Below are 24,720 nucleotides of genomic sequence, written 5' to 3'. Positions count from 1 at the left end.
CTAATCCGCCCAGCCTTCGGCATAGATCGTGCGACCGGCATCATCGGGATCCGCATGGATCCAGATGCCGCTGATTTCGTCCACGCGCAGATAGAGCGCGCCTTCGCTTTCTTCCATCCGGCACTCGGGTGCGCCTTCGCGCTCCTGGCGCATGTGGCGCTTCGCGCAGTCGGCTTCCAGTTGCGCGCGCAGATCGGTGGCGACCCGCGCGTAGGGCTCGGCGAGCACGTACTGGTGATCGCCCCAGAGTTCGGAATCCATCCGCCGGATTTCGATGACCGCGTGTCCGGCCAGCCAGACCCGGCCGGGCTTGAGGAAGGCGGTGGCGGTGAGCGCCATCAGCGCGGTTTCGCCTTCGGGCGCCTCCATCGGCTGGCAATCCAGATGGATGCGGTCCGCCGCCTCGCGCCAGGGATACGGCAGTTCGTCCACGCGGCGCGCGCGCACGGCCTCGCAGCCCGGCGCGCGCGGCAGGTCGTTGTCGTCCAGCGGCGGCGGCAGGCCGGTGTCCTGCACCAGCATCGGGAAGTCGTCGCCGCGGACTTCGATCGTCACCGGCGCGCGTTCGCCGGCCAGCGCCGCGGATGCGGCGAGGCCGGTGGTCATCAGGACGAAGGCGAGGGAAAGCGCGTGGGGGCGGCCGTCCATTGCGGGCTCCGGAAGCGTCGCGCCTATCGGGCGCTGAATTCGTGCACGGCATCCACCAGCACGGCGACGTGCTCGGGATTCATGTCGGGCGACATGCCGTGGCCGAGGTTGAAGATGTGGCCGTCGCGGCTGCCGCCGGCGCCTTCGGCGTAGCTGTCCAGGGTCGCCTTCACCTGCGCGCGGATCGCATCGGGCGAGCCGTACAGCACGGCCGGATCCAGGTTGCCCTGCAACGTCACCTTGCCGCCGGTGCGACGGCGCGCGTCGGCCAGTTCGATCAGCCAGTCCACGCCCACGCCTTCGGCGCCGCTGTCGGCCAGCGCTTCCAGGTGCGCGGCGTTGCCCTTGCCGAACAGGATCAGCGGCGTGCGATCCGCGCCTTCGCCGCGTTCGAGCTCACGCGCGATGCGGGTCAGGTAGGGCAGCGAGAACTCGCGGTACATCGCCGGCGACAGCACGCCGCCCCAGGTGTCGAACACCTGCAGCGCCTGCGCGCCGGCCGCGCGCTGCGCCGACAGGTAGGCGATCACCGCGTCGGTGTTCACCGACAGCAGCTTGTGCAGGGTGGCCGGATCGTTCAGCGCCATCGCCTTGATCCGCGCGTAGTCCTTGCTGCCGCCGCCTTCGACCATGTAGCAGGCCAGCGTCCACGGGCTGCCGGAGAAACCGATCAGCGGCACCTGGCCATCCAGTTCGCGCCGGATCAGGCGCACTGCGTCCATCACGTAGCGCAGTTCGGTTTCCATGTCCGGCACCGCCAGTTTTTCCGCATCGGCGGCGGTGCGCACGGTGCGTTCGAACTTCGGGCCTTCGCCTTCGACGAAGTACAGACCCAGGCCCATCGCGTCGGGCACGGTCAGGATGTCGGAGAACAGGATCGCCGCGTCCAGCTTGAAGCGGCGCAGCGGCTGCAGGGTCACCTCGCAGGCGATCTCCGGATGCTTCGCCATCCCCAGGAAGCTGCCGGCGGCGGCGCGGGTGGCGCGGTACTCCGGCAGGTAGCGGCCGGCCTGGCGCATCAGCCAGACGGGCGTGCAGTCGACGGGTTCGCGCTTGAGGGCGCGCAGCAGGCGATCGTTCTTCAGGGAGCTGGACATCATGTTCCTTGTGGGGGAGTCCGGCGTGGTTCCGCCGGGTGGAGAAATCGCGCGTGGCGCGGAGGATGCGGGCATGCCGTTCAGGCGGCGCGGAAGCCGGCCGCCGTGGAAGTGCTCACGGCTGGGACGCTCCCTGCGTGAAAGTGATCTGATAGCCGCGCTTGAGATGGGTGTCGCGGGCTTTCTCGAAGGCCGCGTCGGCTTCGGACTGGAGCAGGTACTGTTCGCGCTTGAGCTGCGCGCGGCCGCCAATCTGCCCGCTCTCGCGCAGCAGCTCCCAGCCGCCGAACAGGTCCGGTTGCAGGGTCAGCTGGACGTAGCGGGGAGCTTCGCCCGTCTCGGGGCGTTGCTGCAGGAAGACGCGCATGGGGCGGATTGTAGCGAAGCGGCGGCCGTTCAGCCGCCGCGGAAGCTGCGCCGGTAGGCCGAGGGCGAGGTGCCCAGGGCGGTGGCGAACCGTTGCCGCAGCGACACCGCGCTGCCGAAACCGGCCTCCGCGGCGATGTGGTCCAGCGGGCGGTCGGTGGTTTCCAGCAGCCGTTGCGCCCGCGCCAGCCGCTGGTGGGCCAGCCAGTCGCCGACGCTGGCGCCGGTGGCCCGGCGGAACCGGCGGGTGAAGGTGCGCCGGCTCATCAGCGCCCGTTCCGCGAGTTCGTCCACGCCCAGCCGCTGGTCCAGGTGCGCGAGCGCCCAGGCCAGCACCGCGCGCAGGCGGTCATCGCCCGGATCGGCCGGCAGCGGCTGTTCGATGTACTGGGTCTGGCCGCCCTGGCGATGCGGCGCCACCACCAGCCGGCGGGCGATGCGGTTGGCGACCTCGGCGCCGTGGTGGCGGCGGATCAGGTGCAGGCAGCAGTCGATGCCGGCGGCGGTGCCGGCCGAGGTCAGCAGTTCGCCGTCGTCCACGTACAGCACGTCCGGCTCCAGCCGCACCCGCGGATAGCGGCGGGCGAAGGTGTCCAGCGCGGCCCAGTGGGTGGTGGCCGGACGCCCATCCAGCAGCCCGGCGTCAGCCAGCACGAAGGTGCCCAGGCACAGGCCCACCAGCCGGGCGCCGTTCGCATGGGCCCGCCGCAGGGCCTCGCGCAACGCCTCGGGAGCCGGTTCGTCCTGGTCCCGCCAGGACGGAACGATCACGGTGTCCGCGCCCTCCAGCCCCTCCAGGCCGTGTTCGGGTTGCAGGGCGAAGCCGGCGTCGGTGCGCAGCGGGCCGGGCTCCACCGCGCAGACCCGCAGATCGAAATCCGGCAGGCCCGGCGTCGGCCGCGATTCGAACACCAGGCAGGGCACCGACAGGTGGAAAGGGCTGATGCGGTCGAAGGCGACCACGGCGATGCGGTGCAGGGACATGGCCTGATTCTATCGAAAGATGTGCTTCGGGCCACTCGTGGCGTTTCGACCCGCCGCCCAGAATGCCGCCACACCCCACCGGAACCGAACGCCATGTCCTCCCCCCGCCGCGCCCTCATCGTCATCGACGTCCAGAACGAGTACTTCACCGGCCACCTGCCCATCGAGCATCCGCCAGTCGGCGAATCCCTGCCCAACCTGCTGCGGGCGATGGACGCCGCTCACGCGGCCGGCATCCCGGTCATCGTGGTCCAGCACACCGCCCCGGCCGGCGCGCCGGTGTTCGCTCCCGGCACCGCGACCTGGGAACTGCATCCGGACGTGGCCCGGCGCCCGCGCGACCACTACATCGAAAAATCGCTCGCCAGCGCCTTCGCCGGCACCGATCTGGCCGACTGGCTGGCCGCGCGCGGCATCGACACCCTCGCCGTGGTCGGCTACATGACCCACAACTGCGACGCCTCGACGATCTACGAAGGCGCGCACCGCGGCCTGCGGATGGAATTCCTGCACGACGCCACCGGCGCGCTGCCGTACGCCAATGCGGCCGGCGCGGCCAGCGCCGAGGAAATCCACCGTGTCTTCAGCGTGGTCTTCCACAGCAACTTCGCCGCCGTGGCTTCCACCGACGAATGGATCGCCGCGCTCGACGCGCAGGCGCCCCTGCCGGTCGACAACGTGCCGCAATCCAACCAGCGCGCCCGCGAAGCACTCGCCTGATCCACAACCCCGTGGGAGCGATGTCAGTCGCGATGGGGCTTTCCCGCGATCTTCATCGCGACTGACGTCGCTCCCACAAGGAGCAGCCGGATCCCGATGCCACTTGCCTCCACGGAGCGCCCCATGACCCTCATCCGCAGCCGCGACTACACCGCCGATCGCCCCTGGGGCGCGCTCGACGTCGCCCATCTGGACGGCATCAGCGTGCGTCTGCACTGGACCGACCAGCCATACCGATGGCACGTCAATGACGGCCAGGAGGTCTTCGCGGTGATGGATGGCCGGGTGCGCATGCATTGGCGCGAGGGCGGTGTCGAACACTCGGCGGTGCTGGAGGCCGGCGACGTGTTCCATGCGGACATCGGCACCGAACACCGGGCGGAGCCCCTCGGTGTGGCGCGAATCCTGGTGATCGAACGTGCAGGCAGCGCGTAGGCGCCGATCGTGTAGGCACCGGCAGCGCCCGGCTGTTGCCCCTTGCCCCGCCTGCGGGGGAAGGTCGGGATGGGGCCGCTTCCAGTAGCGCGAGAACGCGGGGACGTTCGTCCCCACCCCAGCCCCCCGCAAGCGGGGGAGGGAGTTGAATCCATGATTCGTTCGCGTTCCATGCGGAAACGGGCACCGAACATCGGGCCGAGCCGCTCGGCGCGGCGCACATCCTGGTGATTGAACGCGAAGGCAGCGTGTAGGCCCTCGCAGCACGCGGTTGTGCCCCTTCCCCCGCTTGCGGGGGAAGGTCGGGATGGGGGCCGCTTCCAGCGGCGCGGGAACACAGGGGACGTTCGCCCCCACCCCAGCCCTCCCTGCAAGCGGGGGAGGGGGAGCCAAGTCCGAGGGTCGTTCGACTCCCCGCATGCGGAGAGGAAAGAAACCGCATCGCGTGCGCGCGGGACTTCACCTGTGGGAGCGACGTCAGTCGCGATGGGCTTTCCCGCGATCTTCATCGCGACTGACGTCACTCCCACAAGGGAGGAGGAATTCAGCCTTCTCCAAGCACCTTCAGCACCTGCGCCTCGTCGACATCCGGCACCACTTCGGCACGGCCGATGCCGCGCCACAGCACCAGCCGCAGGCGTCCGGCCTGATTCTTCTTGTCCAGGCGCATCCGCGCCAGCAGCGCATCGGGCGCCAATCCGGCGGGAAGGGCCGTCGGCAGGCCATAGGCGTGCAGCAACGCGATCAACCGTTCGGCATCGGCAGCCTCCGACATCCCCAGCAGGGCGGACAGCCGCGCGGCCAGCACCATGCCCACCGCCACCGCCTCGCCATGGTTGAGATTGTCGTTGTCGGGGCTGCCGTAACCCTGCTCGGTCTCGATGGCGTGGCCGAAGGTGTGGCCCAGATTGAGCAGGGCGCGCTCGCCGCGTTCCAGTGGATCCCGTTCGACGATTTCCGCCTTGTGCTCGCAGCTGCGCGCGATGGCCTGCGCCAGCGCGGTCGGTTCGCTCGCCAGCAGCGCGGCGCGTTCGGCTTCCAGCCATTGGAAGAACAGCGGATCGCGGATCGCGCCGTACTTGATCACCTCGGCCAGACCGGCGCGCAGTTCGCGCGGCGGCAGCGTGCGCAGCGCCGCGGTGTCGGCGAACACCGCGCGCGGCGGATGAAACGCGCCGACCAGGTTCTTGCCCTGTGGAATGTCCACCGCGGTCTTGCCGCCGACCGAGGAATCCACCATCGACAACAAGGTGGTGGGCAACTGCACGCAGTCCACGCCGCGCATCCAGCAGGCGGCGGCGAACCCGGCCAGATCGCCGACCACGCCACCGCCGAGCGCGAACACGCAGGCGTCGCGGGTCGCGCCGAGGGTGGCCAGCGCGTCGATGGCGTGACCGAAATGCGCCAGCGTCTTGGACGCCTCGCCGGCCGGCAGCACGAAAGTGCCGATCGCCAGTTCCGGGCGGGCCGCGTGCAGGGCCTCGCGCACGGCGGCGGCATACAGCGGCGCCACCGTCGAATCGCTGACCAGCAGCGCGTGGCGTCCACGCACGTGCCGCGCCAGCGCGGCGCCGTCGGCGAGCAGACCGGGCCCGATCGTGATGGTGTAGGGAGTGTCGCCGCCGACATCGACGGTGCGGGAAAGCGGATTCATGCGAGGGTCTCGGGGCGTCGCCAGCGCGAGGCCAGCAGATGGCACAGGCGTACGGTGGCTTCGGGCGGCATCAGGTGATCGGTATCGAGGCTGAGATCGGCGACTTCGGCGTACAGCGGTGTGCGCGTGCGCGCCATCTCGCGCAGCACCTGCTCGCGATCGGGACGCTGCAGCAGTGGGCGGTTGGTGCAGCGCGCCAGCCGCCGGAGCTGGCTTTCCACGCTGACTTCCAGGTGGACCACGAAACCGCGGTCCCGCAGCATCGCGCGGTTGTCCGACGACAGCACCGCGCCACCGCCGGTGGAGATCAACTGGCCTTCGCCGGCCAGCAGATCCCGCAGCACCTCGGTCTCGCGCTCGCGGAAGCCGGCTTCGCCGGCATGCTCGAAGATCTCCGGAATGGTCGCGCCCGCCCGTTCGACGATGGCCTGATCGGCATCGACGAACACCAGCCCGAACCGCTCGGCGACACGCTTGCCGATCGATGTTTTGCCGGCGCCCATGGGGCCGACCAGCACGAGGTTGGGGGCGGGATTCATCGCCGGGGATGCTAGCACCCGTGGCGGGGGCTTAACACGCTCTGTCCTAGGGTGGACACCCCGGCGGATGCCCGCCCAGCCACAGCAAAAGGAAGAAACGCCATGTCTGTCGCCAAGATCATCGAAATCAACGCCGCCTCCAAGACCAGCATGGAAGACGCGGTGAAGGTCGGCTTGAAGAAGACCTCGGAAACCGTCAAGGGCATCAAGGGCGCATGGGTCAACGAGATCAAGGTGGTGACCGACGACGCCGGCAACGTCACCGAGTGGCGGGTGAACCTGCGGATCAGCTTCGTGGTGGCGTAACCGGACCAACCCTCCTTGTGGGAGCGACGCAAGTCGCGATGAGGCTTTCCTAGGGTGTCAGTCGCGATAGGGCTTTCCCGCGACGGCTATCGCGACTTGCGTCGCTCCCACAAGGAGGTTCTGCGCGCGCCAATCGGCGACGACCTCGAAGCCCGGCGGTTGCGGAACCACCGCCGAATCGCCGGAATCTCTCCTGTGGGAGCGACGTGAGTCGCGATAGGGCTTTCCCGCGACGGCCATCGCGACTTGCGTCGCTCCCACAAGGAGGTTCTGCGCGCGCCAACCGGCGGCGACCTCGAAGCCCGGCGGTTGCGGAACCACCGCCGAATCGCCGGAATCTCCCCTGTGGGAGCGACGTGAGTCGCGATGAGGCTTTCCCGCGACGTCTATCGCGACTCGCGTCGTTCCCACAACGAGGCGATGCGGGGTCACCGCGGACACCGGTGCTCGTCCAGCGCCAGCGTCCGATCGGCTCGCGCCGGCAGCGTGCGCAGCGCCTGCCGGCTGACCCGTTCGAAGAACTGCACGAATCTCGCAATGCCCGCGGCGTCCATCGACGCGGCGTCCGGTCGCGCACGCGCCAGCTGGCGTTCCTGCTGCGCGCGCCAACCGGCGACGACCTCGAAGCCCGGCGGTTGCAGGAACCAGAGCCGATCGAATCGCCGCCACAGCGCCGGATAGTCGCGGCGCAGCGCGTCGTTGCAGTACCGCCGCCAGCGGGCGTCCGCATCCTGTTCGCGTTCCAGCGCGTTGAGCGGCGCGCGCAGGGCATCGTCGTCCTCGGCCGGCGTGCCGAGGAACCAGCCTTCGAAAATCACCAGATCGGCGACTGGCAGCCGTTCCCACGCCGACTCGGGCGCGCGGTCGTCCGCCAGCTTGTCGAAGCGCGGCAACACCACCGGCTGGCCCGCGCGCAGCGCATCCAGCAGCGCGCAGGCCAGATCCACGTCATGGGTGCCGGGCGGGCCGCGGGTGGCGAGCAGGGAATGGACCTGCCGGGCCAACTGCCGCCGTTCGGCGCGGGTCAGGTAGACATCGTCGATGGACAGCACCGCCGGGCGCCGTCCGCGCTGGCGCGCGAGCATCGCGATCTGGGCGGCGAGCGTGGACTTTCCCGACCCCTGCACCCCGCTGATCGCCAGCACCGGCACCGCCGCAGGCACCGCCAGCGCGTCGGCCAGCGCCGCCTCGACCCATTCGGGCGCGAAGCCTTCGCCGTCGCCGGGATGCGTGGATGCGGACATCGCGCGACAATAGCGCATGACCGCCGCGCATCGCGCGGCACCCTCGACCTGCCGGGTGCGCAATGACCGATCTGTACGCCGAAGCCCTGACCACGTTCGCCGGACTCTACGAGGAGGCCCAGGCTTCCCCGCGCGAACTGGAAGCCAATGCCATGACCGTGGCCACCGCCACCCCGGACGGCCATCCGTCCGCGCGCACCGTGCTGCTGAAGGCGTTCGACGAACGCGGCTTCGTGTTCTACACCCACCTGCACAGCCACAAGGGCCGCGAACTGGAGATCAACCCGCGCGCGGCGCTGCTGTTCCTGTGGCGCAGCCTGCGCGATGCGGGCATCCAGGTGCGCATCGAGGGCGTGGTGGAGCAGGTGGACGCCGCCGAGGCCGACGCCTATTTCGCTTCGCGCCCGCGCATGAGCCAGATCGGCGCGTGGGCGTCGCAGCAGTCGGAAACGCTGGCCTCGGCCGAGGCCTTCGAGCAGCGCATCACCGAGACGGAAGCGCGTTTCACCGGACAGGAGGTGCCGCGTCCGAGTGGCTGGAGCGGTTTCCGGGTGATGCCGGAGGCCCTGGAGTTCTGGTACGGCGCGCAGTTCCGCCTGCACGAACGCTGGCGCTACGAGCGCGACGCGGCCGGCCAGTGGACCAAGCGGATGCTGTTCCCGTGAGCGATGGCTGGAGCATCCGCCAGGCGCAACCGCGCGACACCACCGGCTGGGCGCGCCTGCGCCAGGACCTGTGGCCGATGGACGAACCCGGGCAGCAGGCCGCCGACATCCTGGATTTCCTGGCCGGCGACGCCGCCGGTTTCCTGGCCACCAATGCGGACGGGCAGGTGATCGCTTTCGCCGAGGCGAGCCTGCGGCATGACTACGTCAACGGCACCGAGGCCTCGCCGGTCGGCTTCCTGGAAGGCTGGTACGTGGATCCGGCCTGGCGCGGCCACGGCATCGGCCGCGCGCTGGTGCAGGCGGTGGAAGCGTGGACGCGCGAACAGGGCTGCAGCGAACTGGCTTCCGACGCGTTGCTGGACAACCGCGACAGCCAGGCCGCGCACGCCGCCTGCGGTTTCGAGGAAACCGAGCGCGTGGTGTATTTCCGCAAACGCCTGGACGACTGACGCATGGGCCCGCAACGCATCGTCTGCCTGACCGAGGAACCGACCGAAACGCTGTACGCACTCGGCGAGCAGCACCGCATCGTCGGCATCAGCGGCTTCACCGTGCGGCCGCCGCAGGCGCGCCGCGAAAAGCCCAAGGTCAGCGCGTTCACCAGCGCCAAGATCGGCGAGATCATGGCGCTCAAGCCGGATCTGGCGATCGGCTTTTCCGACATCCAGTCGGAGATCGCCGCCGAACTGATCAAACAGGGCGTGGAAGTGTGGATCGCCAACCACCGCAGCGTGGAAGGCATCCTCGACTACATCCGCCGGCTGGGCGCGCTGGTCGGCGCGACGGAGAAGGCCGACGCCTGCGCGCGCGGCATCGAGGATGGCCTGTGCGTCATCGAGCAGGCCGCCGCCGCGCTGCCGCGCCGCCCGCGCGTGTACTTCGAGGAGTGGGACGAACCGATCATCACCGGCATCCGCTGGGTCGCCGAGATCGTGCGCATCGCCGGCGGCGACGACGTGTTTCCCGAGTTGTCGGCCGAACCGCTGGCGAAGCAGCGCATCCTCGCCAATGGCGACGAAGTGGTGCGGCGCGCGCCGGACATCATCCTGGGGTCGTGGTGCGGCAAGAAGTTCCGCCCCGAGCGGGTCGCCGCGCGGCCCGGCTGGGACACGATCCCGGCGGTGCGCGACGGCGAACTCCACGAGATCAAATCGCCGCTGATTCTCCAGCCCGGCCCGGCCGCGCTCACCGACGGCGTGCGCGCGATCGCCGACATCGTGCAGGCCTGGGCCGCGCGCCAGCGCTGAACCCGCAGGAGCAGCCATCGGCGCGGCGGCGTTGCGCGCCGCGCTTCACGCCTGGGCGGCCGGACGCACCCGTCCGGCCAGCAGCGCGCCGATGATCGCCAGCACGACGGTCATGCCGAAACTGAGCCCGAACGCCAGCGTCGGCGCGCGTTCCAGCAGCGCCGCCACCAGCGAACCAGCCAGCGCCAGCACCGTCGCGATCGCCAGCGCGTCCATCAGCTGCAAGGCGGAACTGTTGCGCCCCTGCGCCTGCGGCGGTGACAGCGAGAGCGTCAGCACCGACAGGCTGGGGTAGGTCAGGCCCATGCCGATGCCGGTGATCGCCCAACCCGCCAGCGCCAGCCCCAGCCCGCCCGGCAGAAACACCGCCAGCGGCAACGGCAGGATGCCGATCGCCATCATCGTCAGACCGAGCCGCAGCAGCGTCGCGCGCGACCACGCGCGCCGCGTGTTGCCCTGGTACCAGGAGCCCATCGACCAGCCCAGCGCGCCGACGCTCAGCGCCACGCCCGCCCACAGCGGCGAGAGTTTGAATTGCTGCGCCAGCATCAGCGGAATGAATATCTCGGCGCCGAAGAAGGTCGCGCTCGCCAGTCCGCGCAACGCGATCACGCTCGGCAAACCGCGCCGCAGACTCAGGCTGCCGTCCGGCAACAGCTTTCTCGTGGCCCAGATCAATGCGATCAACGCGACGACCAGCAGCAGCGCGCCGCGCGCGTCGTGCCGCTGTCCGGCCAGATGCAGCAGGCAGGCCGCCGCCGCCGCGAGCCCGGCCCATGGCAACAACGAACGCCCGCCCGTGGTTTCGGCGACCGTCGGCGGCAGCGCCTTCAGGCCGGGGCGCAATGCCCAGGCCGCCGGAATCGCCAGCAGCGGCACCGCGAGGAACACCCAGCGCCAGCCGACGTGCTCCACGATCAACCCACTGATGCTCGGGCCAATCAGCGAAGGCACCACCCAGGCGGCCGAGAACGCGGCGAACACGCGCGGGCGCAGCGCTTCCGGATACGCGCGCGCCACCACCACGTACAGCGCCACCGACATCGCGCCGCCGCCGAAACCCTGCACGACGCGCCCCAGCAGCAACACCGGCATGTTCGGCGCCAGTCCCGCCACGATCAGGCCGGCGACGAACCACGCCACGCCCCACCAGACCACGCGCGCGGGGCCGTGCCGATCACTGGCGCGGCCGGCGTGCACCATGCCGACCACGCTCGCGGCCAGGGTGCCGGCGAACGCCAGCGCGTACAGCGACAGACCGTCCAGCGCCCGCGCGACGGTCGGCATCGCGGTGGCGATCGCGAGCGCCTCGAACGCGCCGAGCGACACCAGCGCCACCATGCCCAGCGTCATCGCGCGACGGCGCGGCGACAGCAGACTTTCATCGGCGGTCGCGATGACCGCGGCAGCCGGATCCGGCGCGATGTCGGGGGGGACGGATGAAGACAGGGACGACGATTCCATGACAGGGACGGTGGAGCGGGGGAGGCGCGGAGCATGCGCCCTCAAGCGTGGTTGAGGTCAACCGCCGCGTTCACGCGCTTGCGATACCGGCGATGCCCGCATCGCAAGCCGGGGAAAGCGCGCAAGACTCGCCGTGTCGTCAGAAATTGCGCTGGAACTGCAGCTTCTCGCTGCGGCCGTCGGCGCGCACGGTCAGATCAAAACGGTAGGTATCGCGCGGACCGACCTTGAGCGTGCCGATGTGATCGACATAATCGCCGGTGCGCACCGCGCGGAACGCCAGCGCCTGCCGCTTGCCGGACAGGTCGCGCGCCTCGCCCTCGACCTCGCCCTCGGCGACGCTCTCCTCGCCACCGGCGACCTGGCGCAGGGCGATGACGACCAGCGCCGTGCCCGGCTCGCGCTGGACCTGGTATTCGCGCGCCACCGCCTCGCTCAGCGACAGCGTCGGCAGCGCGTTGAAGTGCACGCGCAGGGAACCGAAATCCTGCTGCGCCTGCGCCGGCGGCACGAACTCGGCCACGCGCGGCGCTTCGCCGGACGAGCACGCGGCCAGCGCGAGCGAAAGGGCGCAGGCCATCCAGGCGGTCTTGATCATCTTCATGGCGGGTGTCGGTCTCAGTCGTTGGCGGCGGACAGTTGGCGTCCGCGTTCGGTGGCGGCATGGATGGCCTTCGCCACCAGTGCCTCGAAGCCGCCGGCCTGGAAGGTTTCGATCGCGGCCTGGGTGGTGCCGTTGGGTGAGGTCACCCGCGCCCGCAGGACACCGGCGGGCTCCCCGGATTCCACCAGCATGCGCGCCGCACCCAGCAGGGTCCGCGCCGCCAGCTCGCGCGCCGCGTCCGTGGACAGGCCCTCGGCTTCGCCGGCCGCCTGCATCGCCTCGGCCAGCAGGAACACGTAGGCCGGTCCACTGCCGGATACCGCGGTGACCGCGTCCATCAGCGCTTCGTCGGCAATCGCCACCGTCGGCCCCACCGCCGCCAGCAGGGCAGCGGCGGCGTCGCGCTGCGCGGCGTCGGCGCGATCATTCGCATACAGCCCGGTGATGCCCGCGCCCAGCAGCGCCGGCGTGTTGGGCATGGCGCGCACCACCGCCACGTCGCCGCCCAGCCAGCGCTCCAGTTGTTCGGCGGTGATGCCGGCGGCGATCGAAATCGCCAGCGGCCGCCGCGCCTGCGCCAGCGCGGACAGATCGCCGCACACCGTGCGCATCACCTGCGGCTTGACCGCCAGCAGCCAGACATCGGCGTCGGCGGCGGCATCGGCGGCGGACGCGTGGACCCGCACGCCGAAGTCCCGCGCCAGCGCGTCGCGCAACGCTTCGACCGGCTCGGCCACATGGATGGCCTCCGGCGCGTGTCCGCGCGCGATCAGGCCGCCGATCAGGCTGCGCGCCATGTTGCCGCCGCCGATGAAGGCGAGCGTCGCGGCAGTCGGGGAGGAAGAAGACGACGAGGACATGCAGGCGGTCCGGAGCGGAATCGCAGCGATTCTAGCGCAGTGGCACGACCCCGAACCGGCGGGCGCGGGGATCCATGATCCACCCGCACGGATTCAGAAAAGACTGCAACGCACGCCCTTGCCCAGCACCGCGCCGAGCATCGCGCCAACCACGGACGCCACCACCGCGATGATCGCCGCATCGGAAAACAGCACCGAAAACCGTCCGTGGCGTCGCAGGCGATGCAGGTGCCACGCGAACATCGCCGCCAGGCCCACCGCCCACGCCGTCGCGGACGCCACGGGCGCCAGCACGCCAACCCCGAACAGCACGATCACCCCCAGTATCCAACCGCCGCCGCCGCAGGCGGTCAACCAGAAGCCGACGCAGGCGAGGGATGCCAGCAGCGGCACGGCGAGCAGCGTGAACGCGGCGGCACCCACGCGCTGACCGGCGGAGAGGGCGAAGGGGGATGGAGATTTCATGGGACGACCGACAGCGGAAATGGAGCCAGGGAGACGATGATCGCGGAACAGGCGTGTCCAGTCTGGGGGCGGGATCTTCCGCGCAACCTGGGAAAGTTCCGAAAGTTCGAGCGGATGCCGGGCAGGACGCCTGTCGCGGCCAGACGCGGTTCCGGAAAACTACCGCTCGCGACCCGGCACAAGTCCTTCCAGGATCTCGGGAATGGCGTCGAACTTGCTCTTGATCCCGCGCACGCCATTCTCGTTGATGTCGTCGCAACGCCCCACGACGCGCGCTTCGGCGTTTCCGGACGGCGCCAGGGTGAGTGTCGCGCCATCGCAATACAGCCGCGCCAGCACATGCGGCGAACGCTTCTGTCGGACTTCGGCATACCAGCACTCGTCGGCGCAGCCATCCGATCCATAGATCAGGCTCTCTCCTTCATGCGGCCAGCGCAGTTCAAACGGCGCCTTGGTCTGGGCCAGCGCCTGCGGCGCAAAAACGGCAAGCAGGAACAGCGTGCAGGCGATGGCGGTGGACCATCGCAGCAAATGGATTCCGGAGGCGTGCGATGGTCTTTCCGCGTACATGTGGGGATCAGCTGCCGATGTATTGAAGATGGAAAACCGGCTCTGCGGTCGTAAAGCTGACTTCTGCATGGAGTATGGGTTCAAGAGGTCGTCCTCCCGCCCATAGATTGACCTCGACCCCGATGGAGTCTGGGGCGTTCATCTGGAAGATGTCGCTCACCCGGCTTCGACCGAAGTCGGGTGATTCCAGTTCGCTGGGTGAAATTCCGTACGCATCAAGGATCTCGACGATCTCCTCAAATACTGGGGCGCTGATACCGAATCTTTCCGAAAGTGCCGGGAGATCGCCTTGACTGATGAGTTGGCAAAATGCCCCGACCAATGCCTGGACCGCGTTCACGTGATCGCTATCCACGGTGTGTCCCTGAGTTCTGAACCTTTGGTTGGGTTTTCATGAAATGAATGGCTTGGCCCCTCTTCATCATCCGGGTGGCCGCGATGCCTTGATGATGGCTGGTGGTGACGCCATTTTGCGTCGCGTCATCGTAACGCGCTCGCGGTGGTGGATGGTCGCTCCAACAGCAGCATCGGGAACTGTCAACAGCCTGAATGACAACAGGCGCCTCCGCTACCTGGGTCATGGCGTTTCCTCCGATGGTTCAAACACCATGGACAAGACGCTTCCCACAAGCTGGAATGGCTCGGCGTACCAGACCCACGCCTCGTTGGCTTGGACGACCGAAAGCGCCAACCTGCTGGTACGTGGTTGACGTTGCGCAGACGCTAGCGCAGTCGTCAGCTTCTCGACATCGTCGTTGGTTGCCGGGAGCCCTTGTTTGGAACGTTGCCAGATGCGAGCGCCGGTTTGCGAGGTATTGGGAATCTGGCAGCGGATACCGACCTGGATGTGCTTGTGGAAAGCGCCCATCGGCAAGGCTTCGGCGTGTGTGGCTTCGCAGTCCGCATGTTCCAGCGTGGATCTCATCGCCATGGCCAGCGCATCGATGCGTCCTTCCGGCGGGATCCCGAACAAGCGGGTATCACTGCCGTTGGCCGCTACCCCGATGCCCTCCAGGCGCCGGGTCAGTTCGATTTCCATTCGGCTTTCATTCCACGCTTTCGCTAGGCCGAGTCTATCCAGGAACGCTTTCAGCTTGACACGTGGTCGGGCCCCATTCGGATCGCCGGGACTGGGGAGGGAAGACAGCAGGTAAGCATCAAGACGCCGCTGGCTGTCCGGATCGAAGCGGAGATAGGCGCGCAGATGCAGATTCGCGGCCTGCACCGCCGTGGCGGGCGCGTCAGCGTGCATGAGCAGACCGAAGAAATACTCCAGCCAGGACGGTGGTGGCCAGGTCGTTTTCCAGGCACCGGTTCCGCCCTGATGGACGGGCATGACGGCTAGCGCCGGTTTCAGCTCAGCATTTGCCATCGCGTCCGCCATGTCCTGCATGGCGCCCAGCAATGCATGGGAGGAGACCCCGGGCGGCTGGTCCATCAGCGCCACCATGCGCCGCATCGCGCGCGCCGCATCGGGGAGGTCGCAGCGGATACGAACTTGGGTATAGTCGCCGTCCACACCGATGAAGCGGTCTACGCGGTCGAGAAGTTGTGAATCACCGTGCGCTGCATCCAGGGCCCGGCAGCGCGATCGCCGCACGCCATCGGCCAATGCCTGCGCGATGCGTGCGACGCGGACCTTGCGGCGCTCGGTGAGCCGCACGCCGCGTTTCTCCAGCAGATCCAGCAAAATGAGCTGGTACATGGCCTGGGGCATCGAGGCGAGGTCGTCGGTGTTGAAGAGGGAGATTTCCCCTTCCTCCCGCAGATAGCGATTGAGCCGCCCCACGCTGGCGGCGTCGGCCTGGAGATAGGCACTCAGATACAAATCCGTGGCTTCCACGGCGGACAGCGGATTCTGGGCACAGAGATCGAAGCAGGCAGCCGCGAACGTCGCCAGCAGCAGGCCAGCGGCGCGAAGGCGGCCGACGCGACCGGGGAGTAAGCGGAGTGGCATGGGGGGACGGAGAGCGAGCACGGAAGTGCTAGCGTAGACAGCGCTGTATCGCGGAGAACTAGGAATGTTCTTAAAAGGTTGGTGGAAGCGTGGATACTCACCTAGAGCAGGCGCGGAGGGAAATCGTATTGCCCGCTCCCAGCGAGCGCGCACCTTCACGCGAGCGGCGCCTATGCGGTCAGGTCTAGGTGGCACCACGGGTCGCAAGAGGGCGTAACGAGGGTGGTCACGCGATTTTCAGCCGCCAGCGACACGCCCGCCATCGGTTCATGCTTCTACTTGGCCTTGTTGGTCTGAATTTCCACAGTGTCCTGGACCGTTCCGATGCCCTTTCGCTTCTGGACAATCCTGTGAGTTACGGCCGGTTTCCTGACGACCGGTCTTTCAGGCGTGAGCGCATGGCGAACTCCGAGCGCCTTTGCCATCTTTTCGACGGTGTCCAGCGTTGGATTGCCTTCGCCCCGCATCACCTTGTACAGCGTCTCCCGGGCAATACCGGTATCGCGTGAGAGCTTGGTCAGCTTCTGCGCGCGAGCCACATCGCCCAGCACCGCCGCGAGAAAGGTCGCATCCTCCGGAGCCTCTTCCAGGGCTGCCTCGATGTAGCGGCGGATATCTTCTTCGTCCCGCAGATGTTCCGCAGCATCCCAGGGACGGGTTTTGATTTCTGGGCTCATGGGTCTGATTCCCTTTGCAGCTGAATAATCGTTGTGGCGCAGACGGTCAATCGCGGGGAATCTGGTCCTTCGGGAAGCCAAGTCTCGTCGACCATGGCGAGTGCCTGGGCAATGTTCTTGCGAGTCCTTGTCGCCTCCGCACAGCAGGAGGTAGGTAATGCCGGCACGCGTGACGTCGTAGATGCGGTAGCCGGGGCCGTGGTTGACCCTGAGTTCCGACACGCCTTTCGTCAGATTGCGGTGATCGCCAGGATTATCCATCGACAAACGCCGTATCCGTACGTTGATATGCACTTTCGCCTCCCTGTCGCGCGGCTTTTCGAACCCGTGCTCAAACACATCCGTGGTCTGAATGGTCGCCATGTGTCCACCATGCTGGACACTCTGTTTTCCATGCAGGTTCCTGTTCGCGACCATCCTGGGCCAATCGCGTTGTGGCGTTCCGCGCCCTTGACGCCATAAATGTCAGAGGCAGATCATTGGTTCAATGTGCGTTGACGGGTGCATGGGAGTGGGGCCAGCAGCCCCGCGTCGCCGCAAATCCGGCGGCCGGGATTGGTCTCCCAGACACTCAGGCGTACAAGCGCCCACCGACGATGCACGGCGCTTTTTTGTTGCCCGGCATTTTCGCTGGCGCACACCTGCCAACTTCACGGCGGGCGGTACGCGGGGGGCTTCGGCCCCGCCGGCTCCTGAGTCCGGTAGACCAACCCGTACCGTCCGCCACCCTGATTGGTCTCGGGGCGGCGGACTCCATTCAACTCGGGAGTCCCGCACCATGCGCAAGCACGGTCAAACCACCCCCGACAGCAACCCACGGGCGCAGATGGTCGCCTACTTCGGCGCCATCGCCGAAACCCTGGAATGGAACGACGAAACATGGTGGGCGCTGTGCGCCCGCATGCTGGCATCCGGTCTGCCGGTTGGCGATCTGACGCTGCGTCAAATCCATGATCGCATCCGCGAAACCCGGGAAGGCAATCACACCCCATCCGTCTTCCCGCAACACCCGCCTCATCCGCCACAACCAGTCTTTGAACATGAACGAAGCGATTCAACATCGCATCATCCAGACGCCCCCGAAACCCCGCGCGCACGCGTCTCGACCGAGATCACCATGCGTGTCAGCGAAGACAGCATCGCCCTGTCCGGCTTGCTCGACATGGGCGGACTGATGGTGCGCAGCACACGCGGCTGGCGCCGCATTCCTGACGGCTGGATGCTGACCGCCGAACCGATATTCTTCCGCGATCACGAAGACCTGCTGGGCCACGAACTGGCCGAGTACCTGGGCAATCTTCCCCTGCCGCTAACGCTGGCCGATGCGTTGCAAGCGCCCCGGGGAGGCGATGACGAGAGGATGGATGAGGTTTGATTGCCCGCACTGGGATCCTATGTCCCTGGTGGTGGCCCGCCTGTACTTTCGTGGGCCGGCCACCACCGCGGAGTACGCCGGTTTGTAGACGTTGATGGATCGGTCTGCATGGCAATGGAGCGCCCAAGTGATGCGGTCCTCAACCAGGAAACTAGAAATTTGTTCGGTCAAATAGTGTTTTCAGTAAGTTGGACCACGCGATAGGCACTCGGACAGGAAAGTCGGAACGCTGTGCGGCGTGCGCTGACTGCCGGCAAGCCACTCGGCCTGCCACTCAGTGAACCGCTCCCTTTCACTATCCCTTACCGTTGCGGCGGCATTCGAGCGAAGGGCTCCAGCGCCTTCTGCAACTCGGCCGCAATGCGCCCCGCTTCCGGCATTCCCTTCCCGTGCGATACCAGGCCACGCGAACGCACGGGGTTGATCAATGGATCCAAAGGGACCCGGGTCAAGGGAACACGCTGGATGACGTGTGCCAACTCACATATGCGCTTGACGCGCTCCGCCATGGCTGCCGTGACGCCAAATACATTCGTCGTGCCGTAAGTCCCGGTGCCGTCCATCAACTCCACCTTCACCATGACATCGCACTTGGCGGGATACATGGGCAAAGCCGGAATCACTAGCGTGGGTCCCAATACCGTCATCGAGAAAGCCCCGGTCACCGACCAGACGATCAAGTGGACACCGCGACCAGAGACGGACGTCAGGTCTACATCGAGTGTCAACGATTCCCCCCCGACCATCATCCTCGCGCAACCGAATCCCGTTGCCTCGCGACGCGGTCTGATTCTCAGGCGGGGGTTGATGCGCAATGGAACCGTAACTGCATGGCTTCCATCCGGATTTGGCAGCTTGCGGACGACGCGCCTTCCGAGCAGAACCGAACCGGCCATCACGATCGGTTCCAACTGGTAAGCGCCAGCGGTCACTGTCGTACTCTGCAAGCTGACCGCGTACTCGTCGTCGACGGCAAGCGGCGACAGCTGCGGGACGGTCTCGACTTCGTCGGGCGGTGTTCCGGGCGGCGTCGCCGGATCCGACACCATCGGCAACTGTCTGGCTGCCGGCGGCGCCACGATCTGTCCGTTCGTTGAGGCGATGGCGCCAGCGACATCTGGCGCTGGTCCAAAACCGGAATTGCACATCCCGAACACCGCCTGGAGCGATTCACCCTCAACCAGATAGTCCTCTGGCGTGATCGCAAGCGGTTGTGACAGCACAATCGCCGGCGGAGGCAACTTGGCTCTGACCTGGGCGAGAAAGAGTCCGTCGCATCCGCGGCCCTGGCGATCCATGATCATCGCCGGACTCTGCGCAAGATCGATGTCGAAGATTCGCGGCGCATCGGGATGTTCGTTGTCGTAGACGGTCAGCGCGTACTGATCTGCCCCGTAGCGTTCCAGGGCATACCCCACCACGATATGCCCGACGGCGTCGCCGTAGTTCCAGACCAGTCCGACCGGAACGGCATTGCCCGCCGACAACTCGGTCCATATCTTCGCAAGCTCCTCCCGGGTCCTGTCCCGCAGCCAGTCATGTCCCCAGTCGCCGAAGACGCTCGCGATCGCCTTCCACATCACGACGCGTGGCGTGTTGTCGAGATGACTCTCCAACTGTCCATTCCACATTCGCTGTCGCAGCCAGCTCTGTACGGACGTTGGGTCGTCGGGGTCATACACCGGGTTGGCCTCGCCTCGCGGTGGCAACCATCCCAGACGGTGGTAGTCCAGGGCGGCGGCCGTCATTCCACCGCAGAGGTTGTCATTGCCGTTACCCTTTGCGATCTGGCCAACCACGGCATCCACGATCATCTCCGAGATCTTGGGTGCGGCCAGGAACAGGAACGGGCCCGCAGCCGCGATCAGCGGGATGACCGGGCCTAGGGCGATTCCGGCGACGGGCGCAATCATTGGCGATGCCGCCATGACGATGGGCGTCAGCGCGGCGGCGGCGATCGGCAGTGCGTCCTTGAGGATGTTTGCGATTTCATCTTTCTCGCGCTCGTCGAACGTCCAGTTGTTTGGGAACGCAAATCCATCGACGTCTTGAATGAAGTCAACCTGCGGCATGGTCTTGCTCCGTTTGCGGTGGCCCCCCGATTTGCACAGATGGGTAGTGAGGTGCGGAAGGTGTGGAGCCAATCCGCCACGCATGACCAATGCAAGGACGAACGAGTGACGCGCGCGACCTCGGACGTCCGTTTGTCGGGAAGGGAATACTGGTTACATGGCGGGGCCGAATCGCACGGACACCCGGGCGCGAATCTGGCCGATGTTCCTCCCCGCTCTCATTCCCTGCGACGGAACAACAGGCGATTGCAGATACGATGCGAGTGCCTGGTTCGCCGGTTCTGGCATGAGCTGGCCGGGCGCGCTCAGATGAGCCGGGGCCGTGCTCCGCACGTAGCTTCAGGCGTGCCCACAGCGCCCCTGACCACTTTCAGAGTCGTCCGATGGTCCGCCCGTCAGCCGGACGGCAAGGTCGCGCAACACTCCTGCGCGCGTCCTTCCCATGCTTTCCCATCGCCCCCTTCGATTGCTTCAGGTCGTCCATACCCAGGGTTATGGCGGCCTGGAACGGCAGGTGTTGTCGCTGAGCCGCGGCCTGCGCGACGCCGGCCATTCGGTGACGCTGGCCTTGCAGGCCGGATCCTGGTTGCAGCGGCAGGCCGAGGCGGAGCGGCTGGAGTGGATGCCGCTGCGCTTTCGCGGGCTGATCGATCCGGTGTCGCATCTGCGCCTGCGCCGGCTGGTGCGCGAGCGTGGCATCGATGTGGTCCACGGGCATTCGCGACGCAGCGCCTTCTACAGTGCGTTTGCCGGTGGGTTGGGACGCTGCCGTTCGGTGGCGACCATCCACTCGTTGCAGACATGGAAGGGATTCCGCCGTAACCAGCGGATGATCGCGGTGTCCGAGGCGGTGCGCGAGTTCCTGATCCGCAAGGGGCTGCCGGCGGCGCGGATCGAGCGCATCTACAACGGCGTCGAGGCGCTGCCGGATACGCGCGAGGTCGAGCGCATCGCGGCGCGGGAACGGCTGGGCATCATGCCGGAGCGACTGGCGATCGGCATGGTCGGCCGGATGGTGCCGCACAAGGGCCATGACCTGCTGGTGCGCGCGCTGTCGCTGCTGGGCGCGGTGGGCGAGCCGATGGATCTGGTGATGCTGGGCGACGCGTCGGGGGACTGGCCGGAAGAACTCGTCGGCTTGATCCGCCGGCTCGGACTCGACGCGCGGGTGCGCCTGCCGGGCTACCAGGACGACGTGGCGACACTGCTGCGCGGCATGGATGTGTTCGTCCAACCCTCGCGCAGCGAGGCGTTGTCGCTGTCCCTGCTGGAAGCGATGGCCGCCGGCCTGCCGGTGATCGCCGCGCGCACCGGTGGCATGCCGGAAGTGATCGAGGACGGCGTCAACGGCCTGTTGTTCACTTCCGACGACGCCCACCACCTGGCCTGGCAGCTGAAGAGGCTGCTGGATCCCGTGCAGCGGGAGCGCCTGGGACGGCAGGCGCGTCGCACCCAGCGGCTGCGTTTCAGCGCACGCGGCATGGTCGATGACACCGTCTTGTTGTACCGCCGGCTGTTGGAGCCGTCCGCGTGAGCGGGATACTGCCGGTGCTGATGTACCACAGCATCGGCCCGGTGCCGGTGGACAGCCGTCGGCGCAGCATTTTCGTCGGCGTGCGCGCGTTCGAACGGCAGATGGCGCTGCTGACCCACTGCGGCTATCGCGGCGTGACCATGAACGAGGCGCACGCGGTGCTCCAGGGCGGGACGCCCTCGTGGGAAAAGCTGTGCGCGCTGACCTTCGACGACGGCTTCTTCGACAACGTGAGCACCGCGCTGCCAATCCTGAAACGGCACGGCCATCGCGCCACCTGCTACGCGGTGTCGGACCGGATTGGGCAACGCAACGCGTGGTCGGAGGATGTGCTGGGGGTGACCAGCCCGCTCGCCGACGAAGGCGCGCTGCGCGAATGGATGGACGCCGGCATGGAGCTGGGCGCGCATACCCGCACCCATGCGCGCCTGACCACCCTGGACGCCGCGCGGCTGGAAGATGAAGTGGGCGGCGGCAAGCGCGCGCTGGAGGACCGCTTCGGCGTCCGCGTCTCCCAGTTCTGCTATCCCTGGGGCGCGCATGACGACCGGGTGGTGGAGGCGGTGCGGGATGCCGGCTTCGAGGGTGCGACCACGATCGTGCGCGGCCGCGCGCGGGCGGGCGTGGACCCGCTGCGCGTGCCGCGGGTCCATGTGCTCAACCAGCATCACCTGCTGCAGTTCTGGCTGAAACTGGAAACCCGCTACGGTGATCGCCCCTGATCGTGAGGCGCCTGCGCTACCGGCGCCACGACCGCGGATGGAAGTGGCATCAGGTATCCGGTGTCCCCGAGGTAGGCGTCCCACGCCCAATCCGGTACTTCCCGTTCAACGCGACCATCACCGCATTTTGCCGGGTCAGCACGACCTGGGCGACCTTGTCTTCCGCTTCCAGAAACCCCTCGACACCATCCAGGTGTACGTTGACGAGACGAAGATCCGCGTGCGGGGGGCACTGAGTTCGATGACGCGAGGTAACTCATCAAAAAGAGCACCTACACGATAACCGGTAGCGGCGGGTTCACCGCCGCGCTGGAACTGAAAACCGCCCTACAGTGAAAAAGCCGCCCCGGAGGGCGGCACTCGTCACCATCTTTGCAGTGGCTACGGCTACGGCCTCGGGTAATTGCGGCCTTTTCCGAGGTTCTTGAAGAATTGGTATGCATCTTTGTCCGCGAGGGAATGCTCAACCGGACTCAGGTGCGAGTATTTCTGCTGATAGATGGTGCCAGCCTTTGGATCTCCGGCCAGGTATGCGGCACGCATATAACCCGCACTTGTCGTAAGGTTGGCGTAGTGCGGTGACCGCATATAAACATCGGACAACACGTAGTAGGCGAACACGTTTCCACCTTGTATCGACTCACTGAGAATCCCAACTGCGTTCGTCAGCTCGTCGTTCGTTGAAAGGCTCAACGCCCACAAGCTTTGTGCAACTTTACTCCCGGTACGCCGATACTCTGATTCGTAGTCGGATGTCGTCCTGCTACTCAGATCCCGAATCTGCGCCAGCGTGGGATAGCCGTGGTCGAGTAACCACCTGGCTTCCTCCGCCGAGGACGCAACGTTGGGACTGTTCGCGCAGTCAACATCGGCACCTGGACATTCGTACTTCCGCGCAAGGTCCTGAGCCGTGGCTCGGAGACTGGATTGAGGAAGGCTTTCTGCCTGTGCCACTGGCTTGTCAGTAGATTCTGGCGGAGCGGATGCGGCCCTTTGTTCGGCGGATCCGACGCCTACCGCTTCACCCTGTTGTGTGAGCGCCCAGTAGCCAATGCCCACTGCCAACGCCAAGACGAGTACCGCCGCGATTGTTTTGTTAGCAGCCATTTCTGAGAATCTCCTTGTACCAAGCGTTACACTTGAGCTTTGGAAGAATCAGCTCAGACTTGACCCGGAGCGAATTTTCCGGGGCGAACCAATTGATCAGGGTTTGAGGGACGTTCAGGTCCGCAAGACTCACTCCAATCGTGTTCAACCAATCCAGATAGAAAGCGCCGAAGGTAAGTCCGTTCTCTCCGCTGATTCGGCTCATCATGCCTAAGCACGTCCGTAGTGCCGGAGAAATTCCTCCGGTCCATGGCGTTAGCGGCGGGTGCAACTCGTCGTAAGCCTTTTGATAGCTACAGGCAAACTTGATGTCCGCGAGCAGGTTTGCATTCGCGAGATCCGTGGGCACAGTCCCAGTCGCGAGCGAGGATGTATGGACAGCGAGTGCGTTGGAAATCGCCGTTCGTGTTCCGGGCGCAAGCACCGAATTGGATAGATTGTTGATCGCCGCCGCGAGACCGGATCCGGGATGATACTGACCTTGCCCGAAGGTGGGGCCAGCCAGTACTTCAGGCCCGGCGCACGGTGACGGTTTGTTCATCAGCAGCGAATTGCATACGGCGGGGTTTCCGCCTTCCCCGACGCCTCCGGGAAACGGCAGGCCGCCCCCGCCACCTGATGGAGGCGGCCCACTACCTTCCGTGCTTTCCCAGCACACGGTCTGGGTTCTGGTTAGTTCCGCCCCGGTTTGCACATCATGAACGACTGTTCTTACTATCGCGCACTGCGTCCCCGCTATTGCGCTGCTTGCGTAGGCACCTGCAAACAGCGTTACTACGAGAGCTATCGCCGCTTTCATAGTTCCTCCTGGACGTACCCTCAACTTCCTGTGATTCGGCCTAGCTACTACACAGCCCCTCTAGGCCGGCGTGCGCCGTGGCGCGGCCAGACTGTATGCAACACCCAAGACCGTTGTCAAAAATGGGGTGTTGATCAGAAGAACCATTCACAACAGCATTTATCCTCCCCTGCCATCACAGTTTCCAAGATTTGAGAAGATGAAAAGGTCCGTCATGCACTAAACCCGTGATGATACCGGCGAAGGCGCCCTGAGAGAGTGGATGGACACCGGCATGGAGCTGGGCGCGCATACCCGCACCCATGCGCGCCTGACCACTCTGGACGCCGCGCGGCTGGAAGATGAAGTGGGCGGCGGCAAGCGCGCGCTGGAGGACCGCTTCGGCGTCCGCGTCTCCCAGTTCTGCTATCCCTGGGGCGCGCATGACGACCGGGTGGTGGAGGCGGTGCGGGATGCCGGCTTCGAGGGTGCGACCACGATCGTGCGCGGCCGCGCGCGGGCGGGCGTGGACCCGCTGCGCGTGCCGCGGGTCCATGTGCTCAACCAGCATCACCTGCTGCAGTTCTGGCTGAAACTGGAAACCCGCTACGGTGATCGCCCCTGATC

At 66.8% G+C, this 24,720-nt stretch carries 28 protein-coding genes; 10 read left to right on the top strand and 18 right to left on the bottom strand.

Annotated features, from left to right (window positions below; translation table 11 throughout):
• The 4 genes from AC3DEZ_RS15570 to AC3DEZ_RS15555 all read right to left on the bottom strand — a co-directional run bounded on the left by AC3DEZ_RS15570 (nucleotide 1) and on the right by AC3DEZ_RS15555 (nucleotide 3,095).
• Nucleotides 1–648, bottom strand: a complete 648-nt coding sequence (locus AC3DEZ_RS15570) for a hypothetical protein (RefSeq protein WP_488389031.1) — start codon at nucleotides 646–648, stop codon at nucleotides 1–3.
• A 23-nt stretch (nucleotides 649–671) separates the two neighbouring features.
• Nucleotides 672–1,745, bottom strand: a complete 1,074-nt coding sequence (hemE, locus tag AC3DEZ_RS15565; protein ID WP_488389030.1) for a uroporphyrinogen decarboxylase — start codon at nucleotides 1,743–1,745, stop codon at nucleotides 672–674.
• A 115-nt stretch (nucleotides 1,746–1,860) separates the two neighbouring features.
• Nucleotides 1,861–2,112, bottom strand: coding sequence for a WGR domain-containing protein (locus AC3DEZ_RS15560; protein ID WP_447104894.1), 252 nt, complete (start codon nucleotides 2,110–2,112; stop codon nucleotides 1,861–1,863).
• 29 nt (nucleotides 2,113–2,141) lie between these two features.
• Nucleotides 2,142–3,095: a GlxA family transcriptional regulator gene (locus tag AC3DEZ_RS15555; RefSeq protein ID WP_488389029.1), complete on the bottom strand. Its 954-nt coding sequence runs from the start codon at nucleotides 3,093–3,095 to the stop codon at nucleotides 2,142–2,144.
• 93 nt (nucleotides 3,096–3,188) lie between these two features.
• On the opposite strand from AC3DEZ_RS15555, the gene AC3DEZ_RS15550 reads away from it, so the two are divergent.
• Together AC3DEZ_RS15550 and AC3DEZ_RS15545 are read left to right on the top strand one after the other, a co-directional pair.
• The gene (locus tag AC3DEZ_RS15550) at nucleotides 3,189–3,815 is read left to right on the top strand and encodes a cysteine hydrolase family protein (RefSeq protein ID WP_488389028.1); all 627 of its coding nucleotides are present in this window, start codon (nucleotides 3,189–3,191) and stop codon (nucleotides 3,813–3,815) included.
• A gap of 123 nt (nucleotides 3,816–3,938) precedes the next feature.
• Nucleotides 3,939–4,250, top strand: coding sequence for a cupin domain-containing protein (locus AC3DEZ_RS15545; RefSeq protein WP_488389027.1), 312 nt, complete (start codon nucleotides 3,939–3,941; stop codon nucleotides 4,248–4,250).
• Nucleotides 4,251–4,794: 544 nt separating this feature from the next.
• On the opposite strand, the gene aroB is transcribed toward AC3DEZ_RS15545, so the two are convergent.
• Together aroB and AC3DEZ_RS15535 are read right to left on the bottom strand one after the other, a co-directional pair.
• A complete protein-coding gene (gene aroB / locus AC3DEZ_RS15540) occupies nucleotides 4,795–5,904 on the bottom strand; it encodes a 3-dehydroquinate synthase (RefSeq protein WP_488389026.1) in 1,110 nt (369 codons plus the stop codon).
• Complete coding sequence (locus tag AC3DEZ_RS15535; RefSeq protein ID WP_488389025.1) at nucleotides 5,901–6,443, bottom strand: shikimate kinase; 543 nt, start codon at nucleotides 6,441–6,443, stop codon at nucleotides 5,901–5,903. The genes aroB and AC3DEZ_RS15535 overlap by 4 nt, the downstream gene beginning before the upstream one ends.
• Before the next feature lie 102 nt (nucleotides 6,444–6,545).
• Between AC3DEZ_RS15535 and AC3DEZ_RS15530 the strand changes: the two genes are divergently transcribed.
• Nucleotides 6,546–6,749 carry a dodecin family protein gene (locus tag AC3DEZ_RS15530; protein ID WP_141453826.1) on the top strand — a complete coding sequence of 68 codons (204 nt, stop codon included), beginning with the start codon at nucleotides 6,546–6,548 and terminating at the stop codon, nucleotides 6,747–6,749.
• 428 nt (nucleotides 6,750–7,177) lie between these two features.
• Here AC3DEZ_RS15530 and AC3DEZ_RS15525 read toward each other — a convergent pair whose 3' ends face one another.
• A complete protein-coding gene (locus tag AC3DEZ_RS15525; RefSeq protein ID WP_488389024.1) occupies nucleotides 7,178–7,993 on the bottom strand; it encodes a kinase in 816 nt (271 codons plus the stop codon).
• A 62-nt stretch (nucleotides 7,994–8,055) separates the two neighbouring features.
• On the opposite strand from AC3DEZ_RS15525, the gene pdxH reads away from it, so the two are divergent.
• From pdxH to AC3DEZ_RS15510, 3 genes are read left to right on the top strand one after another with little or no spacing between them, the layout of a single operon-like run.
• On the top strand, nucleotides 8,056–8,658 hold the full coding sequence (gene pdxH / locus AC3DEZ_RS15520) for a pyridoxamine 5'-phosphate oxidase (RefSeq protein WP_488389023.1): 603 nt from the start codon (nucleotides 8,056–8,058) through the stop codon (nucleotides 8,656–8,658).
• A complete protein-coding gene (gene aac(6'), locus AC3DEZ_RS15515) occupies nucleotides 8,655–9,110 on the top strand; it encodes an aminoglycoside 6'-N-acetyltransferase (protein ID WP_447104902.1) in 456 nt (151 codons plus the stop codon). Before pdxH ends, aac(6') begins: the two co-directional genes overlap by 4 nt.
• Nucleotides 9,111–9,113: 3 nt before the next feature.
• The gene (locus AC3DEZ_RS15510; RefSeq protein ID WP_488389022.1) at nucleotides 9,114–9,908 is read left to right on the top strand and encodes a cobalamin-binding protein; all 795 of its coding nucleotides are present in this window, start codon (nucleotides 9,114–9,116) and stop codon (nucleotides 9,906–9,908) included.
• Between the two features lie 45 nt (nucleotides 9,909–9,953).
• On the opposite strand, the gene AC3DEZ_RS15505 is transcribed toward AC3DEZ_RS15510, so the two are convergent.
• From AC3DEZ_RS15505 to AC3DEZ_RS15470, 8 genes are all read right to left on the bottom strand, one after another.
• The gene (locus AC3DEZ_RS15505; protein ID WP_488389021.1) at nucleotides 9,954–11,372 is read right to left on the bottom strand and encodes an MFS transporter; all 1,419 of its coding nucleotides are present in this window, start codon (nucleotides 11,370–11,372) and stop codon (nucleotides 9,954–9,956) included.
• 139 nt (nucleotides 11,373–11,511) lie between these two features.
• Nucleotides 11,512–11,976 (bottom strand): DUF4426 domain-containing protein, encoded by a 465-nt coding sequence (locus tag AC3DEZ_RS15500; RefSeq protein ID WP_488389020.1) that lies wholly within the window; start codon nucleotides 11,974–11,976, stop codon nucleotides 11,512–11,514.
• 14 nt (nucleotides 11,977–11,990) lie between these two features.
• The gene (gene proC, locus AC3DEZ_RS15495; protein WP_488389019.1) at nucleotides 11,991–12,836 is read right to left on the bottom strand and encodes a pyrroline-5-carboxylate reductase; all 846 of its coding nucleotides are present in this window, start codon (nucleotides 12,834–12,836) and stop codon (nucleotides 11,991–11,993) included.
• Nucleotides 12,837–12,929: 93 nt separating this feature from the next.
• Nucleotides 12,930–13,301, bottom strand: coding sequence for a hypothetical protein (locus AC3DEZ_RS15490; protein WP_488389018.1), 372 nt, complete (start codon nucleotides 13,299–13,301; stop codon nucleotides 12,930–12,932).
• Between the two features lie 159 nt (nucleotides 13,302–13,460).
• Nucleotides 13,461–13,832 carry a hypothetical protein gene (locus AC3DEZ_RS15485; protein ID WP_488389017.1) on the bottom strand — a complete coding sequence of 124 codons (372 nt, stop codon included), beginning with the start codon at nucleotides 13,830–13,832 and terminating at the stop codon, nucleotides 13,461–13,463.
• Between the two features lie 46 nt (nucleotides 13,833–13,878).
• The gene (locus AC3DEZ_RS15480) at nucleotides 13,879–14,211 is read right to left on the bottom strand and encodes a hypothetical protein (protein ID WP_488389016.1); all 333 of its coding nucleotides are present in this window, start codon (nucleotides 14,209–14,211) and stop codon (nucleotides 13,879–13,881) included.
• A 237-nt stretch (nucleotides 14,212–14,448) separates the two neighbouring features.
• Nucleotides 14,449–15,828: a hypothetical protein gene (locus AC3DEZ_RS15475; protein ID WP_488389015.1), complete on the bottom strand. Its 1,380-nt coding sequence runs from the start codon at nucleotides 15,826–15,828 to the stop codon at nucleotides 14,449–14,451.
• Nucleotides 15,829–16,103: 275 nt separating this feature from the next.
• A complete protein-coding gene (locus tag AC3DEZ_RS15470) occupies nucleotides 16,104–16,868 on the bottom strand; it encodes an addiction module antidote protein (RefSeq protein ID WP_488389014.1) in 765 nt (254 codons plus the stop codon).
• Nucleotides 16,869–17,283: 415 nt separating this feature from the next.
• Here AC3DEZ_RS15470 and AC3DEZ_RS15465 point away from each other — a divergent pair, with 415 nt between their 5' ends.
• Nucleotides 17,284–17,880, top strand: a complete 597-nt coding sequence (locus AC3DEZ_RS15465) for a hypothetical protein (RefSeq protein WP_488389013.1) — start codon at nucleotides 17,284–17,286, stop codon at nucleotides 17,878–17,880.
• Between the two features lie 302 nt (nucleotides 17,881–18,182).
• On the opposite strand, the gene AC3DEZ_RS15460 is transcribed toward AC3DEZ_RS15465, so the two are convergent.
• Complete coding sequence (locus AC3DEZ_RS15460) at nucleotides 18,183–19,952, bottom strand: hypothetical protein (protein ID WP_488389012.1); 1,770 nt, start codon at nucleotides 19,950–19,952, stop codon at nucleotides 18,183–18,185.
• Nucleotides 19,953–20,394: 442 nt separating this feature from the next.
• Between AC3DEZ_RS15460 and AC3DEZ_RS15455 the strand changes: the two genes are divergently transcribed.
• Together AC3DEZ_RS15455 and AC3DEZ_RS15450 are read left to right on the top strand one after the other, a co-directional pair.
• A complete protein-coding gene (locus AC3DEZ_RS15455; protein ID WP_488389011.1) occupies nucleotides 20,395–21,486 on the top strand; it encodes a glycosyltransferase family 4 protein in 1,092 nt (363 codons plus the stop codon).
• Entirely contained in the window at nucleotides 21,483–22,208 is a 726-nt protein-coding gene (locus AC3DEZ_RS15450) for a polysaccharide deacetylase family protein (protein ID WP_488389010.1), read from the top strand. The genes AC3DEZ_RS15455 and AC3DEZ_RS15450 overlap by 4 nt, the downstream gene beginning before the upstream one ends.
• Before the next feature lie 387 nt (nucleotides 22,209–22,595).
• On the opposite strand, the gene AC3DEZ_RS15445 is transcribed toward AC3DEZ_RS15450, so the two are convergent.
• Both AC3DEZ_RS15445 and AC3DEZ_RS15440 read right to left on the bottom strand, forming a co-directional pair.
• Nucleotides 22,596–23,315, bottom strand: coding sequence for a hypothetical protein (locus tag AC3DEZ_RS15445; RefSeq protein WP_488389009.1), 720 nt, complete (start codon nucleotides 23,313–23,315; stop codon nucleotides 22,596–22,598).
• A complete protein-coding gene (locus tag AC3DEZ_RS15440) occupies nucleotides 23,305–23,856 on the bottom strand; it encodes a hypothetical protein (protein ID WP_488389008.1) in 552 nt (183 codons plus the stop codon). Before AC3DEZ_RS15440 ends, AC3DEZ_RS15445 begins: the two co-directional genes overlap by 11 nt.
• Nucleotides 23,857–24,364: 508 nt before the next feature.
• On the opposite strand from AC3DEZ_RS15440, the gene AC3DEZ_RS15435 reads away from it, so the two are divergent.
• On the top strand, nucleotides 24,365–24,718 hold the full coding sequence (locus AC3DEZ_RS15435) for a polysaccharide deacetylase family protein (RefSeq protein WP_488389159.1): 354 nt from the start codon (nucleotides 24,365–24,367) through the stop codon (nucleotides 24,716–24,718).
• Nucleotides 24,719–24,720: the final 2 nt, after the last annotated feature.

This window comes from Pseudoxanthomonas sp. 134C1 (assembly GCF_057773065.1).
Note: the sequence above shows the minus strand (reverse complement) of the source record. Positions and strands in the feature narration are given on the sequence as shown.